Raw genomic sequence first — 13,879 nt, forward strand, 5'->3', positions numbered from 1 at the left:
CGGCCCACGCGGGCGGCGCCGACCACGCCGGGGCCGACGCGGGTGCCGGGCCGCGGCCACCGGCGGCCGGCGGGACGGGCGCGCCCGCCGGGGGTCCGGCGGGGGTGCCGGCCGGGCTGGTGCTGGTCATGGGGGTGTGTCCTTCCTGGGACGGGGGCTGCCACGCGGGCGGTCCCGGGTGGCGGTCCTTGCGCTGGCGGACGGCGCTGGCGACGATCACGATCCCGACGACCACCGCCGCCGCCCAGGCGAAGGCGCCGAGCCAGCCGGTCCCCCAGGGGCCCCAGCTGAACCAGCGGTCGCCCCACGACAGGCCGACGACCACCAGGGCGATCGCGCCGAGCAGCGCGACGTCGAAGCTGCCGCGGATGGTCTCCTCGAGGTGGATGCGGCCGTCGGCCTGCTCCGGCAGCAGCGCCCACGCGATGCCGTAGAGCACGAAGCCGAATCCCATGAGCAGGGTCACCCCGACGAGCCCGCGGACGAGCAGGGGGTCGAGGCCGAACCGGGACGCGAGCCCACCGGCGACGCCGCCGACCCAGCGGTCCTGCGAGCGGACCAGCCCGGTCCGGCGGATCGCGGCGAAGAACCCGTTGGGGCCTCCGGGTGCGGGCGGTGCCGGGGGCACGGGGCCGGGCCCGCGGCCGGCGCTGTCGTTCGTCATGTCCCGATCCTCGCCGGGGGCGCGGTGCCGGGGCATCGGGAACCCCCCTGAGCCGCCCCTGAAAGACGCGCCGCGGCCCCTGATCCTGGGCCCTGAGGACCCCGCGGCGCGGTCCGGACGTGTGACGATCTCTGCATGGAGCCCCGTCAGCGCCTGCCGCTGCGCCGCCCGGACCGCGGCCGCGTGGTCGGCGGCGTCGCGGCCGGCCTCGCGCTGCACCTCGACCTGCCGGTGCGGCTCGTGCGGCTGCTGTTCGTGCTGCTGACGCCCGTCGGCGGCGTCGGCGTGCTGCTGTACGTGTTCTGGTGGGTGACCGTCCCCGTGGGCGACCCCCTGGCGGTGGCGGGCGCCGAGCGGCCGGCGAGCCTCCAGCGGCTCGCGCGCCCCCAGCAGGCCGACCCGGTCGAGCGGCTGCGCCGGCTGCCCTGGACGGAGATCGCGGTCGGCGTCGCGCTGCTCGCGGGCGCCGCGGCCATGCTCCTGACCCGCACGGGTGTCAGGGAGCTGAGCACGTGGGTCGTCCCGGTGCTGCTGCTCGTCGCCGGGGCGGCCCTCGCGTGGAGCCAGCTCGACGCGGTGCAGCGGGAGCGGCGCTCGGGTTCGCGGCGCCCGGTCAGCGGGCTCCGGCTCGCCGGCGGCCTGGTGATCGCGGGCGTGGGCGTGCTGCTGCTCGTCGGGCAGGACGCGCCGCCCGGCGCGCTCGTGCAGTCGACCGTCGCCGCGGTGGCGGTGCTCGGCGGCGTCGCGCTGGTCCTCGCGCCCTGGTGGCTGCGGCTGGTGCGGGAGCTCGGGGACGAGCGGGCCGCCCGGGCGCGGGAGTCGGAGCGGGCGGACATCGCCGCGCACCTGCACGACTCCGTGCTCCAGACGCTCGCCCTGATCCGGTCCCGGGCCGACGACCCCACCGAGGTCGCGCGGATGGCCCGCGCCCAGGAGCGCGAGCTGCGGGCGTGGTTGTACGACGACCGGCCCGCCCCCGGGACGTCGGTCGCGGGCGCGCTCGCGGCGATCGTCGCCGAGATCGAGGACACGCGCACCGGGCCCGACGGCGAGGCGGTGACGATCGAGACCGTCGTGGTGGGCGACACCGAGCCCGACGCGAACACCGACGCCCTGCTGCAGGCCACCCGCGAGGCGCTGCTGAACGCCGTGCGCCACGGCCGCCCGCCCGTCTCGCTCTACCTGGAGGCCGGGCCCGAGGAGGTCGAGGTGTTCGTCCGGGACCGCGGCGACGGGTTCGACCCGGACGCCGTGCCGCCGGACCGCTTCGGCGTCCGCGAGTCCATCCTCGGCAGGGTGCGGCGCCGCGGCGGGCGGGCGTCGGTGGTGTGCAAGGAGGGCGGCGGCACGGAGGTGCGGCTGCGGGTGCCGGTGCTGGGCGCCGCCCCGGAGGCCCCGGGGACGGTCCCCGACGCCACGGGGCCGGACCGGGCCGCGGACGGCGACGACGAGAGGACGATGCAGGCATGAACGACGCTCCGGTCGACGTGGTGCTGGTCGACGACCACCTGATGTTCCGCGCGGGCGTGCGCGCCTCGCTGGACGGGCGCGTGCGCGTCGTCGGCGAGGCCGCGACGGTCGACGAGGCGGTCCAGGTGGTGCACGCGACGCGCCCGCCGGTGGTGCTCCTCGACGTGCACCTGCCCGGCGGCGACGGCGGCGGCGGTGCGGAGGTGATCCGCGCGTGCACGGACCTGCTCGGCGGCACGCGGTTCCTCGCCCTGTCGGTCTCGGACGCCGCGGAGGACGTCGTGGCGGTCATCCGCGCCGGGGCGCGCGGCTACGTGACGAAGGCGATCTCGGGGCCGGACCTGTGCGACGCGGTGCTGCGCGTGGCGGGCGGCGACGCGGTCTTCTCGCCGCGGCTGGCCGGCTTCGTGCTGGACGCGTTCGGCGCCGCCGCGGGCGACGTCGCGACCGGCGACGACGAGCTCGACCGGCTGTCCGCGCGCGAGCGGGAGGTCATGCGGCTCATCGCCCGCGGGTACTCGTACCGCGAGGTCGCCGGCGAGCTGTTCATCTCCATCAAGACCGTCGAGACCCACGTGTCCGCCGTGCTGCGCAAGCTCCAGCTGTCCTCCCGCCACGAGCTCACCCGCTGGGCGGCCGCGCGCCGGCTGCTGTGACGAGGCCCGCACGGGCCCGCCGCCGCGCCCTGCCGGGCCCGGGGGAGCGCGCGTGCGATGCTCGGGGCGTACCGACGTCACCGAGGACAGGGGACCGCCAACCATGGACACCGTGTACGGCCTGCTGGTCGTGCTGCACCTCGTCGGCTGGGCGATCGTGCTGGGAGGGTGCCTCGTCACGCTCCGCCAGCCGGCCTTCCCGAAGGGGGCGCTGCACGGCGCGCTGACCGCACTCGTCACCGGCGTGGTGATGACCGGCCTGCGGGCCGCGGAGGTCGGCGACCTCGAGCCGCCGGACAATGCGAAGATCGCCGTCAAGCTGGTGGTCGCCCTCGTCGTGACCGGCCTGGTGTGGTTCGGGACCCGGCGCCCCGACCGCGTCTCGCGCGGCCTCGTCGGCGCGACCCTCGGCCTGACGCTGCTGAACGTGCTCGTCGCAGTCCTGTGGCGGTGACGCCCGCGCGGCTCCGCGCGGCGCGCCCGTGAGCGGGCTCGGCGAGGCCCTCGTCGGCCTCGCGATCGTCGTCGGGCTGTTCGGCGTCGTGGTGCAGGTGCTGCCCGGGGCGCTGCTGGTGCTCGGCGCGGTCGCGGTGTGGGCCGTGGTCACGGGCGGCACGACCGCCTGGGTGGTCCTCGCCGTGGCCGCCGTGGCGACGGTGGCGGCGGGTGCCGTGAAGTACCTGCTGGCCGGGCGCTACCTGGTCCGCACCGGCGTCCGGAGCCGCGTGCTGGTGTGGGGCGGCGTGCTCGGGGTGATCGGGTTCTTCGTCATCCCCGTGGTGGGACTGCCCGTGGGGTTCGTGGGCGGCGTCTACCTGGCCGAGCGCGTCCTCGAGCGGCACCCGCACGACCAGGCGTGGCGCGCCACGCTGGCGGCGCTGCGGGCGACCGGGCTCACGATCCTCGTCGAGCTGGCCGGCGCGCTGGTGGCCACCGCGGCGTGGGTCGCGGGGCTGCTCGCGACGTGACGCGGGGCACCGCCGCGGGCGGTGGCCGGGCGGTCCCGGGTGTCGGTGGGGGCGCCTAGGCTGGGTCGTGCCATGACGTCGCTCTTCGAGAACCTGCCCCTGCCCGGCCTCGCCGACCTCGGACGGCTGCCCGCCGCCGTGCCGCCGCGCGCCGACGCCCGGGACGACGCCGACGCCCCCGGGGACGGCGGCGACCGCGGCCGGAGCCGCGCCCCGTCGGTCGACGCCGACGCCCTGCTGGTCGGGCTCAACCCGCAGCAGCGCGCCGCGGTGCTGCACCACGGCGGCCCGCTGCTCATCGTCGCGGGGGCCGGTTCCGGCAAGACCCGGGTGCTGACGCACCGCATCGCGCACCTGCTGGCCACCCGGCAGGCGCGCGCGGGGGAGATCCTCGCCATCACCTTCACCAACAAGGCCGCCGCGGAGATGCGCGAGCGGGTCGCCGCCCTGGTCGGGCCGTCGGCGCGGGCGATGTGGGTGTCGACGTTCCACTCGGCGTGCGTGCGCATCCTGCGCCGCGAGGCCCAGACCCTCGGGCTGCGCTCGTCGTTCTCGATCTACGACGCCGCCGACTCGCAGCGGCTGCTCACCCTGGTGGCGCGCGAGCTCGACCTGGACCCGAAGCGCTACCCGCCCAAGGCCCTCGGCGCGAAGATCTCGAACCTCAAGGACGAGCTGGTCGACCCCGAGTCGTTCGCCTCGACCTCGGGCGGGTCGTCGGGGAACGACTTCGACCAGGTGCTCGCGCAGGTCTACACCCGCTACCAGCAGCGGCTGCGGCAGGCGAACGCGCTCGACTTCGACGACCTCATCATGACGACCGTCAACCTGCTGCAGGCGTTCCCGGCCGTGGCGGAGCACTACCGCCGCCGGTTCCGGCACGTGCTCGTGGACGAGTACCAGGACACCAACCACGCCCAGTACGTGCTGGTGCGCGAGCTCGCCGGCGCGGGGACGGACGGGGACGACCTGCCGCGCGGCGAGCTGACGGTCGTCGGCGACGCCGACCAGTCCATCTACGCGTTTCGCGGCGCGAGCATCCGCAACATCATGGAGTTCGAGGCGGACTACCCGGACGCCACGACGATCCTGCTGGAGCAGAACTACCGCTCGACGCAGACCATCCTGTCCGCCGCGAACTCGGTCATCAGCAAGAACCCGGGCCGCAAGCCGAAGCGGCTGTGGACCGACTCCGGCTCGGGCCCGAAGATCGTCGCCTACGTCGCGGACAACGAGCACGAGGAGGCCCGGTTCGTCGCGGAGGAGATCGACCGCCTGTGCGACTCCGACGGCGTGCGGCCCGGCGACGTGGCGATCTTCTACCGCGCCAACGCGCAGTCCCGGGCGCTGGAGGAGGTGCTGATCCGCGTCGGCCTGCCCTACAAGGTGGTCGGCGGCACCCGGTTCTACGAGCGGCGGGAGATCAAGGACGCCGTCGCGTACCTGCGGGCCGTGGCGAACCCCGACGACGACGTGAACCTGCGCCGGATCCTCAACGTCCCGAAGCGCGGCCTGGGCGACCGGTCGGAGGCGATGGTCGCGGGCTTCGCGGAGCGCGAGCGGATCTCGTTCGGGGCGGCGCTCGACCGCGTCGACGAGGTCCCGGGCCTGGGGACGCGCGCGGTCACCGGCCTGCGGCAGTTCGCCGGGATGATGGCGGACCTCCGGGCGCTCGACGAGTCCGGCGCCGGGCCGTCCGAGGTGCTGGGCGCGGCGCTCGACCGGTCGGGCTACCTCGCCGAGCTGCGCGCCAGCGAGGACCCGCAGGACCAGACCCGGGTCGAGAACCTCGCGGAGCTGCACGCCGTGGCGAGCGAGTTCGAGCAGTCCGAGCCGGACGGGAACCTCGCGGACTTCCTGGAGCGCGTCTCGCTGGTCGCGGACTCCGACCAGATCCCGTCCGACGACGGCGGCGACGAGGCGAAGCCCGACCAGGGCGTGGTCACGCTCATGACGCTGCACACCGCGAAGGGCCTGGAGTTCCCGGTCGTGTTCCTCACCGGCATGGAGGACGGGACGTTCCCGCACATGCGGTCGCTCGCGGACACGGACCAGCTCGCCGAGGAGCGCCGGCTCGCGTACGTGGGGCTGACGCGGGCGCGGCAGCGGCTGTACATCTCCCGCGCCGCCGTGCGGACCGCCTGGGGCGTGCCGAACGAGTTCCCGCCGAGCCGGTTCCTCGACGACCTGCCGGAGGAGCTGCTCGACTGGCGGCGCCGCGAGTCGTCGAACGACCGGCTGCGCGGCCCGGGCGGGTTCCTCGGGGGGCGGTCCGGGTACGCCTCGGGCGGCGGCCACGGCTCCCGCGAGCGGACCGGGTCCGGCGCCCAGACCAGCTGGAAGAAGAGCTCGGCGGCCTCGCGCGCCGGCGAGCGCCCGGCCCCGGGGTCGGGCGGCGCCACGTTCGGCTCCGCGACGCCGCGCAAGGACGCCGACATCCCCACGCTCGCCGTCGGGGACCGGGTCACGCACGACGCCTACGGCCTCGGGACCGTCGTGTCGATCGAGGGCGGCGGGCCGAACGCGGTGGCGAAGGTGGACTTCGGCACCGAGGGCACCAAGCGGCTGCTGCTGCGCTACTCGCCGGTCACGAAGCTCTGACCTGCGGCGGTGCGGACGCGCCGTGCGTGACCGGCCACGCGCGGCGCGGCGCTCCGGCATGATCGGGGGCATGCGCAGCCCCCTCTTCGACCAGGCCCACACCGAGGTCCAGTCCGCCGACCGGTTCGCCCTCCAGAGCCCCAAGATGCTCAAGGTCACGCTCGGGCCGGACGTGCTCGCCGCGAAGGGGGCGATGGTCGCCCACCAGGGCCAGGTGCAGTTCCACCACGAGTCGTCCGGGTCGCTCGCCCGGTTCGTCAAGCGCGCGGTCAGCTCGGACGACCAGGCGCTGATGCGGGTGTCCGGCCCCGGGGAGGTGTTCTTCGCGCGCGCCGCGGAGGACGTCTTCCTGCTGCAGCTCGAGGGTGACGCGATCAGCGTGGGCGGGGCGTCGCTGCTCGCCTTCGACGCCGGGCTGCAGTGGGACCTGCACCGCACCAAGGGCGCCGGGATGATGACCGCCGGCCTGTTCAACACGCTCATCCAGGGGCAGGGCACGGTCGCGCTCACGTCGCACGGGCGGCCGATGGTGCTCGACTGCTCGCAGCAGCCGACCTACGTGGACCCGAACGCGGCGGTGTGCTGGTCGGCGAACCTCACGCCCGGCGTCGTGTCGAGCATGAACATGACGTCGATGCTGCGCGGCGGCACCGGTGAGGCGTTCCAGTACGCGTTCCACGGCCCGGGCTTCGTGGTCGTGCAGCCGTCGGAGGGCTACCCGGTCCCGACGGCCTGATCCGGGCGCGGCCCCGGCCGGTCCGCCGGCCGGGGGTGCCGTCAGCCGAGCCGCTCCACCACCGCGGCGGCCTCCGCGAGGCTCAGCCAGGGCGCCTGGCGCCGGACCTCGCGGACCGCCGCGGCCGTGCCGCCCTGCGCGTGCCGCGCACGGACCCGGTCGAGGTCGAGCGACGGGGTGGCGCGCTGCGCCGGGTCGGCCGGCGCGGTCGCGGCGCGCCGCCGGCGGTCCGACCCGATGAGGAGCGCGGCCAGGACGCCGATCACCACGACCAGCCCGAGCAGCACGACGACCGCACCCGCACCGACGCTGCGCCCGAGCGCCCAGGCGATCGCGAGCAGCACCACGGCGCCGACGCCGCCGGTCACGCCGAGCGCGGTGCGGCGGCGACGCTCCTGCGCCGCGGGGGACAGCGGACCGCGCGGGTCCGGGACGCCGGGCGTACCGGCCGGCCCGGTCACGCGGCACCCTCCGGCCACGCGCCGCCCGGGAACGCGGCCCCGGACGACACCGCACCCTTGATCTGGACGATCGCGTTGCCCTGCGCGCCGAGCACGGCGACGAGGGTGGTCACGGCGGCGACGATGAGCCCGGTGTTCACCGCGGCCTCCTCGATGATGATGCCCACGCCCGCCCAGGAGAACACCACGGAGCCGAGCGCCGCGATGGCCGCGATCGTCGCGACGATGAGCTTGACCAGGATGACGCCGATCGCGACGTAGAACGCGAGGCCGGCGACCGCGCAGGTCACCAGGGACGTCGCCATGCTGGAGGAGACGCCCTGGATCGCGGCCGCCGCCGTCGTCTGCCCGGCGACCGAGCGGGAGTAGGAGGTCGCTGCGTCTCCGGTCCAGTCGCGGGTGGCGCGCAGCGCGTTCGGGTTGACCGACGCCGCCACGCCCGACGCCGGGCCGCCGACGTTCTCGTGCCAGTCGGACGCGCGGAAGAAGAACGCCACGGGCGCGGCCGCGCCGAGCAGCAGCTCGCCGATCTTGTCGAGCACCGCCTGCCCGATCTCCAGCAGCTTCTCGCCGCACCACACCAGCCCGTCCTTGACGAAGTCGGGCATCAGCGGGATCGACGTGGCGGACCGGACGGCCGGGCCGACGCGCGCGAGCTGCCCGGACAGGTCCGAGAGCCCGGTCTGGAGCCCCTCGATGGTGGCCTGGAACGTGGCCGTGCTGAAGTCGCTCATCGGTCCCCCTCGTCAGTACGCGCCGTCGACGTGGTCGGCGACGTCGGCATCGCGGTCGTCGTAGGCCTGGGCGTTGGCCCGCAGCGCGGTGGCGATGTCGCGCATGGCGGTCGCCCCCTCGCGGCACCGCGCGGCGACCTGGTCCACCGCGGCCTCGTGGTCGGCGACCACCAGGGCGAAGATGCCGGCGGTCAGGTAGTTCAGCCGCAGCCCGTCGACGGACGCGGCGACCTGCCCGATGGCGTCCGCCTCCGCGTCCCAGGTCTGCGCCTCCGAGCGCAGCGCGCTGGTGACGACGTCGATCTCGCTCATGCCCGCGCCTCCCCGTCGGTGGTCGCCGGCGCGAGGGCGCGCAGGTGCGCGAACGCCTCCGCCAGCACGGTGTCCTGCTCCTGCCGGCGCCCGTCGAGGGCGACCAGCGCCCGCGCCGCCTCACCGAGCGCCTGGTTGACCGCCGTCGACAGCGCGACGCCGGACTGCGGTGCGGCCCAGCGGGGGTCGACGTCGCAGCCGACGAGCCCGGTCGCGGCGAGCGTCACGGTCACGTGGGCGCCGGCCGACCCGGTCGCGGTGGCCGGCGCGGCGGGTTCCGCGGCCGCGGCCCCGCTGAGCTGCGCGACGGCGAGCTCGGCGAGCTCGGTGAGCGGCCGCGGGGTGCCGTCGAACGCGGGCACGGCGACCGGCTCGGCCGGCAGCGCGTCGGCCGCCGCGCCCGCGTCCGCGCGCAGCGCCTCCGACATCGCGCGACCCAGGTCGGCGGTGGCGGCCCCGGCGGCCGCGAGCACCGCGCGCCCCAGCTCCTCCGGCGTCGTGCGGCGGTTCCAGTCGTCCGCGACGCGCACGCCCACGGGGCGCCCGCGGCGGTCGACGGCGACGGCGACGGCACCGCTGTCGTCGGTCGCGGTGGTCTCCTCGGGCGCCGCGGCACGGACCGCCGCCAGCGTCGCGGCAGTCGAGGCCGCCGCCCGGCGCAGGTGCGCCAGCGTCTCGTCGATCGAACTCATCTCGCCCCCGGGGTGTCTCGACGTCCGAGGGCACGCTAGCCGACGCGGGCGGATGACGTGCGGTGACGTGTCACCCGCCCGGGGGACGCGTCAGGCGGCGGCCTCGTCCGCCAGGCGCGCCGTGACGTCGGCGGCGAGCGCGGCCGGGTCGACCCCGCACCGGCGCAGCAGCAGGTGCCCGTCGGTCCGGTCCAGCCGGATGACCGCGAGCAGGACGTGCCCGGCCCCGATCCGGCGGTGGCCCAGCCGGACGGCCTCCCGCAGCGCGATCTCCAGCGTCTTCTTCGCGTCCCGCGTGAACGGCGCGTGCCCGGACGGGGCGCGGCGTCGGCCGCCGGCGCGCTCGAGGGCACCGGCGCCGAAGACGGCGTCGGCCCGGCGCCGGACGGCCTCGAGGTCGATGCCGAGCGCGGCGAGCGCCGAGGCGTCGAGGCCGTCGGTGTCGAACCGGTCGAGCAGGGCCTGCCGGTCCGCGCCGTGCGCGGCGAGCGCCTGCGCGGCCGGGTCCGACGAGGAGGCGACCGCGACCAGGAGGTGCGCGGGGGAGATCTGCGGGTCGCCGAGGTCGCGCGCGACCTCCTGCGCGGCGACGACGGCCTGCCGCGCGCCGGTGGTGAACCTCTCGAACATGTCGTCCTCCTCGTCGGGCGGGGTCAGGTGGTGCGGCGGTGGTGCTTCTGGTGCACGGCCTGGCGGCTCACGCCCAGGGCGTCGGCGATGTCCTGCCACGACCAGCCGAGCTCGCGTGCGCGGAGCACCTGCAGCGTCTCGAGCCGGTCGGCGAGCGCGCGCAGGGAGCGGACGGCGCGCAGGCCGGCGGCGGGGTCGGCGGCGGTGGCGTCGGCGAGCGCGCCGGTCGGGTCGGGTGCCTCGGTCATGTGTCAACGATGGTTGACGCGCGCTCCGCTGTCAACCCTGCTTGACGCCGACGTCCCCGGTCTGCGACCCGGGTCACATATCTCGACGTAGAGATAAACCGCCGGGGCGGGGCTACCATCGTCCGCGGCAGAGCAGCCGGATCCCGCCACGGGACGCAGGGCGACGGAAGGACCGCAGCAGGTGGACCTGTTCGAGTACCAGGCACGTGACATGTTCGAGCGGCACGGGGTACCCGTCCTGGGAGGGATCGTCGCGACGACGCCCGCCGAGGCGCGGGCCGCGGCCGAGACCCTGCTGGCCGCCGAGGGCGCCACGGGCGTGGTCGTCGTCAAGGCGCAGGTGAAGACCGGTGGCCGCGGGAAGGCCGGCGGCGTCAAGATCGCGCGCTCCGCGGACGAGGCCGAGGCGCGAGCCGCCGAGATCCTCGGCATGGACATCAAGGGCCACACCGTGCACCGCGTCATGGTCGCCGCGGGCGCGAGCATCGCGGAGGAGTACTACTTCTCCCTGCTGCTCGACCGCGCCGAGCGCCGGTACCTCGCCATGGCGAGCGTCGAGGGCGGCATGGAGATCGAGCAGCTCGCGGTCGAGCGCCCGGAGGCACTGGCGCGGGTCCCGGTGGACCCGCGGACCGGCATCGACGCCGCGAAGGCCGACGAGATCGTCGCGGCCGCCGGCTTCGACGCCGCGGTGGCCCCGAAGGTCGCCGCCGTGCTGACGAGGCTCTGGGACGTCTACCGCGAGGAGGACGCCACGCTCGTCGAGGTGAACCCGCTCGTCCTGACCGAGGCCGGTGACGTGGTCGCGCTCGACGGCAAGGTCACGCTCGACGGCAACGCGGAGTTCCGGCACGAGGACCACGCCGCGCTCGAGGACGCCGCCGCCGCCGACCCCCTCGAGGCGAAGGCCAAGGCCAAGGACCTCAACTACGTGAAGCTCGACGGCGAGGTCGGCGTGATCGGCAACGGCGCCGGGCTGGTCATGAGCACGCTCGACGTCGTCGCGTACGCGGGCCGGGAGCACGGCGGCGTCAAGCCGGCGAACTTCCTCGACATCGGCGGCGGCGCGTCGGCGGAGGTCATGGCGGCCGGGCTCGACATCATCCTGTCCGACCCGCAGGTCAAGGCCGTGTTCGTCAACGTGTTCGGCGGCATCACCGCGTGCGACGCGGTCGCCAACGGCATCGTCGCGGCGCTGGGGATCCTGGGCGACCAGGCCACGAAGCCGCTGGTCGTGCGGCTCGACGGCAACAACGTGGTCGCGGGCCGGCGCATCCTGCGGGACGCGGCGCACCCGCTCGTCACGCTGGCCGAGACCATGGACGGGGGAGCGGCCGAGGCCGCCCGCCTGGCCGCGACCGCCTGACGACCGACCGCACGCAGCGACGCGAGAGACGAGAGAGCAACCCCATGGCGATCTTCCTGACCGCGGACTCCAAGGTCATCGTGCAGGGCATGACCGGGTCCGAAGGCAGCAAGCACACCACCCGCATGCTCGCCGCCGGCACGACCATCGTCGGCGGGGTGAACCCGCGCAAGGCCGGCACCAGCGTGGAGTACCCGCGCGGCGACGGCTCCGGCCTCACCGTGGCGATCCCGGTGTTCGGCACGGTGCGCGACGCCGTCGAGGCGACCCGGGCCGACGTGTCCGTGATCTTCGTGCCGCCGGCGTTCACCAAGGCGGCCGTGATCGAGGCCGTCGACGCGGGCGTGCCGCTGATCGTTATCATCACCGAGGGCGTCCCGGTGGCCGACACCGCCGAGTTCTTCGCCTACGCGCAGGACAAGGGCGTGCGGCTGGTCGGCCCGAACTGCCCGGGTCTCATCAGCCCCGGGAAGTCGAACGTCGGCATCATCCCCGCGGACATCACGGGGCCCGGCCGCATCGGCCTGGTGTCGAAGTCCGGCACGCTGACCTACCAGATGATGTACGAGCTGCGGGACCTCGGGTTCTCCACCGCCGTCGGCATCGGCGGCGACCCGATCATCGGCACGACGCACATCGACGCCCTCGCGGCGTTCGAGGCCGACCCGGAGACCGACCTGGTCGTGCTCATCGGCGAGATCGGCGGCGACGCGGAGGAGCGGGCCGCGGCGTACATCGCCGAGCACGTCACGAAGCCGGTCGTCGCGTACGTCGCCGGCTTCACCGCGCCGGAGGGCAAGACGATGGGCCACGCCGGCGCCATCGTCTCGGGCTCGGCCGGCACGGCGCAGGCCAAGAAGGAGGCCCTCGAGGCCGCTGGCGTCAAGGTCGGGACCACCCCGACCGAGACCGCGGAGCTCGCCCGGGCGCTGCTGTCCTGACGCGCACGCCGCGCCGGCCGCCCCGGCGCGCCCCGGGTCATCCCGCGGCGCGCCGGGGCGGTTCGGCGTCCGGGGCCGTGCGGGCGGCGACCATGGGGCGGTGAGCAGCGCGCCCGGAACCCGTCCCCGCCCGCGACGCCGGGTGCTGGACGACTCGGCGCCGCCGCGGTTCTTCGTCAGCGACCTGGACGGCGCCCCGCGCTGGGTCGGCGGGCTGCTCGCCGGGCTGCAGGCGGCGCTGCTGTCGCTGCTCGTGGTGGTGCTGCCGTCGGTCGCGGCGTACGTGGCGACGTCCTCGGCGCCGGCCGCGTCCGGCGTGCCGTGGACGCACGCCGTGTCGGTCGCGACCGGGCTGTGGCTGCTCGCCCACGGCGTGCCGATGACGCTGGCGCCGGGCGTGACGCTGGTGCCGCTCGGCCTGACCGCGCTCGCCCTGTTCGGCTGCTACGCCTCCGCCCGCCGGTCCGGCTACGCCACGCGGTCGGCGCTGGGCGCGGGCGTGGCGGCGTACACGGGCGTCGTGCTCGTCGCCGGTCTCGCCACCGGCGTGCCCCTGCTGCACATCGGCGCCGGGGTGCTCGGCGCGGTCGTGCTCTCCGCCGTCGGGCTGGGGACCGGGCTGCTGCGCCGGCCGGAGGCGCCGCGGCTGCGCGACGTGCTCGAGCCGGTCCGCACCCGGCTGCCCGAGCCCGTGGCGCACGGCGTCGCGGCCGGGACGACCGCCCTGGCCACGCTCGTGCTGGGCGCGACGCTGCTCGCCGCGCTCTGGGTGGTGACGGGCCGGACCGCGGTGGCCGAGGTCGTGCGCGGCCTCGACCTCGACCCCGTCGGCGGGGCCGTCCTCGCGCTGGGGGAGCTCGCCTACGTGCCGACGCTGGTGCTCTGGGCCCTGTCCTGGCTGGTCGGGCCGGGGTTCGCCGTCGGGACCGGGACGAGCTTCGGGATCGCCGAGGTGGACGCCGGTGCCCTGCCCGCCGTGCCGCTGCTCGGTGCCCTGCCCGCCCCCGACGTGACGGGCGGTGTGCTGCTCGCCGCGCCCGTGGTGACGGTGCTGGCCGGTGCCGTGACGGCCGTCGTGCTGCGTCGCCGCCTCGTCACGCAGCGCGCCCGGGACCCGTTCGTCGCCGGTGCGACGGCCGCCGCGACGGCGGGGCTCGGCGCGGTGCTGCTGGCGGCCCTGGCACGCGGGGGGATCGGGCCCGGCCGGATGGCCGACCTCGGCCCGGACCCGCTGCCGGTCGGGCTCGCCGTGGCCGCGGGGGTCGCGCTGGGCGGGCTGGTGGTGCTGCTGCCCGGGGACCGGCACGTGCGGGCGGCGGTGGCGTCCGCGTTCCGGCGCTCCCGCGACGCGGTCACCGCGCGGCCGCCGGCCCCGGACGGCGCTGCCGCACGCGACGGCG

General features: G+C 76.1%; 16 protein-coding genes. 9 read left to right on the forward strand and 7 right to left on the reverse strand.

Annotated elements, in window-relative coordinates; all coding sequences use genetic code 11:
• Window positions 1-664, reverse strand: a 664-nt coding sequence (locus tag AAHH18_RS17590) for a PspC domain-containing protein (RefSeq protein ID WP_343302506.1), incomplete at its 3' end; no start/stop codon positions are given.
• A gap of 135 nt (window positions 665-799) precedes the next feature.
• Here AAHH18_RS17590 and AAHH18_RS17595 point away from each other — a divergent pair.
• The 6 genes from AAHH18_RS17595 to AAHH18_RS17620 all read left to right on the forward strand — a co-directional run bounded on the left by AAHH18_RS17595 (window position 800) and on the right by AAHH18_RS17620 (window position 7,095).
• Window positions 800-2,134 carry a PspC domain-containing protein gene (locus tag AAHH18_RS17595; RefSeq protein ID WP_343302507.1) on the forward strand — a complete coding sequence of 445 codons (1,335 nt, stop codon included), beginning with the start codon at window positions 800-802 and terminating at the stop codon, window positions 2,132-2,134.
• Window positions 2,131-2,790 carry a LuxR C-terminal-related transcriptional regulator gene (locus AAHH18_RS17600; RefSeq protein ID WP_222170187.1) on the forward strand — a complete coding sequence of 220 codons (660 nt, stop codon included), beginning with the start codon at window positions 2,131-2,133 and terminating at the stop codon, window positions 2,788-2,790. Before AAHH18_RS17595 ends, AAHH18_RS17600 begins: the two co-directional genes overlap by 4 nt.
• Before the next feature lie 103 nt (window positions 2,791-2,893).
• Window positions 2,894-3,244, forward strand: a complete 351-nt coding sequence (locus tag AAHH18_RS17605) for a hypothetical protein (protein ID WP_283319559.1) — start codon at window positions 2,894-2,896, stop codon at window positions 3,242-3,244.
• Between the two features lie 28 nt (window positions 3,245-3,272).
• Entirely contained in the window at window positions 3,273-3,758 is a 486-nt protein-coding gene (locus AAHH18_RS17610) for a DUF456 domain-containing protein (protein ID WP_343302508.1), read from the forward strand.
• Window positions 3,759-3,830: 72 nt separating this feature from the next.
• Window positions 3,831-6,359, forward strand: a complete 2,529-nt coding sequence (gene pcrA, locus AAHH18_RS17615; RefSeq protein ID WP_343302509.1) for a DNA helicase PcrA — start codon at window positions 3,831-3,833, stop codon at window positions 6,357-6,359.
• A gap of 70 nt (window positions 6,360-6,429) precedes the next feature.
• The gene (locus AAHH18_RS17620; protein WP_283319562.1) at window positions 6,430-7,095 is read left to right on the forward strand and encodes an AIM24 family protein; all 666 of its coding nucleotides are present in this window, start codon (window positions 6,430-6,432) and stop codon (window positions 7,093-7,095) included.
• 41 nt (window positions 7,096-7,136) lie between these two features.
• Here the strand turns inward: AAHH18_RS17620 and AAHH18_RS17625 are convergent, their stop codons facing one another.
• The 6 genes from AAHH18_RS17625 to AAHH18_RS17650 all read right to left on the reverse strand — a co-directional run bounded on the left by AAHH18_RS17625 (window position 7,137) and on the right by AAHH18_RS17650 (window position 10,172).
• A complete protein-coding gene (locus AAHH18_RS17625; RefSeq protein ID WP_343302510.1) occupies window positions 7,137-7,556 on the reverse strand; it encodes a hypothetical protein in 420 nt (139 codons plus the stop codon).
• On the reverse strand, window positions 7,553-8,290 hold the full coding sequence (locus AAHH18_RS17630; protein WP_283319564.1) for a hypothetical protein: 738 nt from the start codon (window positions 8,288-8,290) through the stop codon (window positions 7,553-7,555). The genes AAHH18_RS17625 and AAHH18_RS17630 overlap by 4 nt, the downstream gene beginning before the upstream one ends.
• A 12-nt stretch (window positions 8,291-8,302) precedes the next feature.
• Window positions 8,303-8,602, reverse strand: a complete 300-nt coding sequence (locus AAHH18_RS17635) for a type VII secretion target (RefSeq protein ID WP_283319565.1) — start codon at window positions 8,600-8,602, stop codon at window positions 8,303-8,305.
• Window positions 8,599-9,294, reverse strand: a complete 696-nt coding sequence (locus AAHH18_RS17640; protein ID WP_343302511.1) for a hypothetical protein — start codon at window positions 9,292-9,294, stop codon at window positions 8,599-8,601. Before AAHH18_RS17640 ends, AAHH18_RS17635 begins: the two co-directional genes overlap by 4 nt.
• Before the next feature lie 90 nt (window positions 9,295-9,384).
• On the reverse strand, window positions 9,385-9,924 hold the full coding sequence (locus AAHH18_RS17645) for a Clp protease N-terminal domain-containing protein (protein ID WP_343302512.1): 540 nt from the start codon (window positions 9,922-9,924) through the stop codon (window positions 9,385-9,387).
• Window positions 9,925-9,947: 23 nt separating this feature from the next.
• Window positions 9,948-10,172, reverse strand: coding sequence for a helix-turn-helix domain-containing protein (locus AAHH18_RS17650; RefSeq protein ID WP_283319568.1), 225 nt, complete (start codon window positions 10,170-10,172; stop codon window positions 9,948-9,950).
• Between the two features lie 181 nt (window positions 10,173-10,353).
• On the opposite strand from AAHH18_RS17650, the gene sucC reads away from it, so the two are divergent.
• The 3 genes from sucC to AAHH18_RS17665 all read left to right on the forward strand — a co-directional run.
• On the forward strand, window positions 10,354-11,538 hold the full coding sequence (gene sucC, locus AAHH18_RS17655) for an ADP-forming succinate--CoA ligase subunit beta (RefSeq protein WP_343302513.1): 1,185 nt from the start codon (window positions 10,354-10,356) through the stop codon (window positions 11,536-11,538).
• A gap of 44 nt (window positions 11,539-11,582) precedes the next feature.
• A complete protein-coding gene (sucD, locus tag AAHH18_RS17660; RefSeq protein ID WP_222170175.1) occupies window positions 11,583-12,479 on the forward strand; it encodes a succinate--CoA ligase subunit alpha in 897 nt (298 codons plus the stop codon).
• A 100-nt stretch (window positions 12,480-12,579) separates the two neighbouring features.
• Window positions 12,580-13,879, forward strand: a 1,300-nt coding sequence (locus AAHH18_RS17665; RefSeq protein WP_343302514.1) for a cell division protein PerM, incomplete at its 3' end; no start/stop codon positions are given.

Origin of the sequence: Cellulomonas olei, from assembly GCF_039548315.1 — a bacterium.
Taxonomy (GTDB): Bacteria; Actinomycetota; Actinomycetes; order Actinomycetales; family Cellulomonadaceae; genus Cellulomonas.

Excerpts from the sequence above, each read along its gene's own strand:
- AAHH18_RS17645 (WP_343302512.1), bottom strand. The coding sequence starts at position 9,924 with ATGTTCGAGAGGTTCACCACCGGCGCGCGGCAGGCCGTCGTCGCCGCG.
- AAHH18_RS17640 (WP_343302511.1), bottom strand. The coding sequence starts at position 9,294 with ATGAGTTCGATCGACGAGACGCTGGCGCACCTGCGCCGGGCGGCGGCC.
- AAHH18_RS17630 (WP_283319564.1), bottom strand. The coding sequence starts at position 8,290 with ATGAGCGACTTCAGCACGGCCACGTTCCAGGCCACCATCGAGGGGCTC.
- AAHH18_RS17635 (WP_283319565.1), bottom strand. The coding sequence starts at position 8,602 with ATGAGCGAGATCGACGTCGTCACCAGCGCGCTGCGCTCGGAGGCGCAG.
- sucD (WP_222170175.1), top strand. The coding sequence starts at position 11,583 with ATGGCGATCTTCCTGACCGCGGACTCCAAGGTCATCGTGCAGGGCATG.
- pcrA (WP_343302509.1), top strand. The coding sequence starts at position 3,831 with ATGACGTCGCTCTTCGAGAACCTGCCCCTGCCCGGCCTCGCCGACCTC.
- AAHH18_RS17600 (WP_222170187.1), top strand. The coding sequence starts at position 2,131 with ATGAACGACGCTCCGGTCGACGTGGTGCTGGTCGACGACCACCTGATG.
- AAHH18_RS17620 (WP_283319562.1), top strand. The coding sequence starts at position 6,430 with ATGCGCAGCCCCCTCTTCGACCAGGCCCACACCGAGGTCCAGTCCGCC.
- AAHH18_RS17605 (WP_283319559.1), top strand. The coding sequence starts at position 2,894 with ATGGACACCGTGTACGGCCTGCTGGTCGTGCTGCACCTCGTCGGCTGG.
- AAHH18_RS17595 (WP_343302507.1), top strand. The coding sequence starts at position 800 with ATGGAGCCCCGTCAGCGCCTGCCGCTGCGCCGCCCGGACCGCGGCCGC.
- AAHH18_RS17650 (WP_283319568.1), bottom strand. The coding sequence starts at position 10,172 with ATGACCGAGGCACCCGACCCGACCGGCGCGCTCGCCGACGCCACCGCC.